Origin of the sequence: Rhabdothermincola sp. (assembly GCF_036846205.1) — a bacterium.
GTDB lineage: Bacteria > Actinomycetota > Acidimicrobiia > Acidimicrobiales > Acidimicrobilacustridaceae > Rhabdothermincola.
On the sequence record NZ_DAIUCK010000175.1, the window covers coordinates 1 to 2,680 of the forward strand.

At 73.2% G+C, this 2,680-nt stretch carries 4 protein-coding genes; 3 read left to right on the forward strand and 1 reads right to left on the reverse strand.

Annotated features, from left to right (window positions below; translation table 11 throughout):
* Together V7004_RS15625 and V7004_RS15630 are read left to right on the forward strand one after the other, a co-directional pair.
* On the forward strand, positions 1-183 hold a 183-nt coding region (locus V7004_RS15625), incomplete at its 5' end, for a non-canonical purine NTP pyrophosphatase (RefSeq protein ID WP_334145174.1).
* A 57-nt stretch (positions 184-240) separates the two neighbouring features.
* On the forward strand, positions 241-510 hold the full coding sequence (locus V7004_RS15630) for a metal-sensitive transcriptional regulator (RefSeq protein WP_334145175.1): 270 nt from the start codon (positions 241-243) through the stop codon (positions 508-510).
* 10 nt (positions 511-520) lie between these two features.
* On the opposite strand, the gene V7004_RS15635 is transcribed toward V7004_RS15630, so the two are convergent.
* Positions 521-1,573: an alanine racemase gene (locus V7004_RS15635; protein ID WP_334145177.1), complete on the reverse strand. Its 1,053-nt coding sequence runs from the start codon at positions 1,571-1,573 to the stop codon at positions 521-523.
* Positions 1,574-1,626: 53 nt separating this feature from the next.
* On the opposite strand from V7004_RS15635, the gene V7004_RS15640 reads away from it, so the two are divergent.
* Positions 1,627-2,604, forward strand: coding sequence for a 1-aminocyclopropane-1-carboxylate deaminase/D-cysteine desulfhydrase (locus V7004_RS15640; RefSeq protein ID WP_334145179.1), 978 nt, complete (start codon positions 1,627-1,629; stop codon positions 2,602-2,604).
* Positions 2,605-2,680: the final 76 nt, after the last annotated feature.

The following is a 2,680-nucleotide window of genomic DNA, read 5'->3' on the forward strand; positions in this document are numbered from 1 at the left end:
GTGGAGGGGGTGATCGCACCGAGCCCCCGAGGGGACGCCGGTTTCGGCTACGACCCGGTCTTCGTGCCCGCCGAAGGAGACGGTCGGACCTTCGCGGAGATGAGCGGGCCGGAGAAGCACGCCATCAGCCATCGAGGACGGGCGTTCCGGGCGCTCGCGGCCCGCTTGGCGGAGGGGAGGTGATCCGACGCCGCCCCGGCTGGTGCCGATGTGTACCCCTTGGGGTATAGGATGACGACCATGGAACTGCCCGAAGACGTGGTCGACGACGTGCGCAAGCGCCTGCGGCGGGTGGCCGGCCAGGTGCAGGGCATCGAGCGGATGCTCGAGGAGGGGCGTGAGTGCCGGGACATCGTGACCCAGCTCTCCGCTGCCACCCGGGCACTCGAGCAGGCGGGCTTCAAGCTGGTGGCTGCGGGGCTCGTCTACTGCCTCGACAACCCCGATCAGGCGGAGTCCGAAGGTTACGGCCTCCCCGAGGTCGAACGGCTGTTCATGCGCTTGGCCTGAGCGCGCCGGGTCACCAGCCGCGCAGGTCGATCGGCCACTCGTCGACCACCTCGCCGCCACGCACGACGAAGAAGCGCTCGTGGTAGGCGACCGTCGGATCCACGTGAGCCGGCAGCACCCGGACCCGGTCGCCGACCCGGGGCAGCGCCACACCCTCGCGAGGGGCGAAGGTCACGTGCTCATCCGAGCAGAACCAGACCCGGTATCCCTCGATCCGGGGGTTGCCATGATCCATGCCGAGGGCCTTCAGGCCGACATCCGCGACCGCGTAGCCCTGCGCCCGGTTGACCGAGATCACGGTGCCGAGCACCGACAGCGCCATCCGGAACGGCAACCCCAGCGCGGCATAGGCGGTGTCCATCAGGAGGAACGAGCCGGCCTGCAGCTCGGTGACCCACCGGTTGAGGTCCCAGGTGCCGGTGCCGCCGCCCGAGACCACCTCACCTCCCACCGCCCGATGGGCCTCGGCGAGCAACGCCATGCTCTCGGCCACCCCGGCCTCTCGAGCAGCGCGATCCGCCACCCCGACGACGTGTCCCTCGTATCCCATGACCCCTCGCACCACGAGGCCCGCGGCGCGGGCCCGTTCCGCCAGGAGCCCGGCGCTCTCCGGCGGGCAGCCGCACCGGGGCAGGCCCACGTTGACGTCGATCAGCACCTCCGGCACACCCCCCGCCACCGCGGCGCCGATGGTCTCCGCGGAGTCCACGGCCACCGTGACCCGGGCGGATCCGGACGCCACCAGCGCGCCGAGCCGCGTGGCATCGAGGACCTCGTTGGCCAGCAGCAGGTCCTGACCCAGGCCCGCCGCGGCCAGCCCCTCCATTTCCCGGATGGTGGCGCAGCAGAACCCGGGGTGGCCCCGGTCGGCGAGCAGCCGCGCCAGCGCGGTGGACTTGAACGCCTTCACGTGTGGTCGTAGCCCGTTCCCGGGCCACGCCGAGGCCATCGTGGCCAGGTTGTGCTCGATCGCCTCGAGCCGCACGAGCAGGGCAGGGGTGGGGACCGGCGGGAGCGCCGCCAGCTCCGCGGTCTCGGCATCCATCGGGTCGTCGGTCGCCATCGCGGCACCCTACGACGGAAGCGGCGGCGACCCGGTGCGGTACCGTCCCCGGCGTGAGCCCACCCCAGCGGTTCCCCATCGCGGTCACCCCCACGCCGCTGCAGCCGATGGACCGGTTGGGGCGTTCGCTGGGCTTCGAGGAGGGCGCGCTGTGGGTCAAGCGAGACGACCTGACCGGCCTCGCCGGCGGTGGCAACAAGGCCCGCAAGCTCGACTACCTGATCGGCGACGCCCTGGCCCGGGGCTGCGACACGCTGCTCACGGGGGGTGCCGCCCAGAGCAACCACGTCCGGATGACCGGGGCCGCGGCCAGGCGAGCGGGGCTCTCGTGCGTCGCGGTGCTCGGAGGGAGGCGACCCGCGGTGCCGGAGGGCAACCTGCTGCTCGACGAGCTGTTCGGGGTGCAGCTCGAATGGATCGGCACCTACGACGCCGAGCGGCTGGAGACGACCATGGCCGAGGTGTGTGTGCGCCTCGCGGGAGAGGGGCGGCGGCCCTACGAGGTGCCCCTCGGTGGCGCATCGGACGTGGGCACGCTCGGCTACGTGGCGGCGGCCGCGGAGCTGGTGACCCAGGTGCCGATGGGGGCCATCGTCTACACGGCCACCGGTAGCGGCGGGACGCAGGCCGGCCTGGCGGTCGGGCTCGGTCACCACGATCGGGTCCGCGGAGTCGACGTCGGCGCCATCCCTGACGTCGATGAACGCATCGAGGCGCTGGTCACCGCCACCGCGTCACTGGCCGGGCGCCCCTTCCCCGGCGGTCGGGCCCAGCTCGACCGCACCCAGGTCGGAGCTGGCTACGGGGCACCCACCCCGGCGGCGGACGAAGCCATCCGGCTGGCGGCGCAGCTGGAGGGGCTGGTGCTCGACCCGGTGTACACCGGCAAGGCGTTGGCGGCGTTGATCGCCGATCGCCGGGCCGGGCGGCTGGCCCCGAACCAGCCGACCGTGTTCCTGCATACCGGGGGGCTGCCGAGCGTGTTCACGAGCCGGGTGGCCCAGCGGCTCACGAGCCTGGCCCCGGGCTGAGCCTGCACCGGGCGCCCGGGCGGGCAGACTGGCACCGTGAGCTCGCCCCTCCCGCCGCCCATCACCCCCCCTGGCC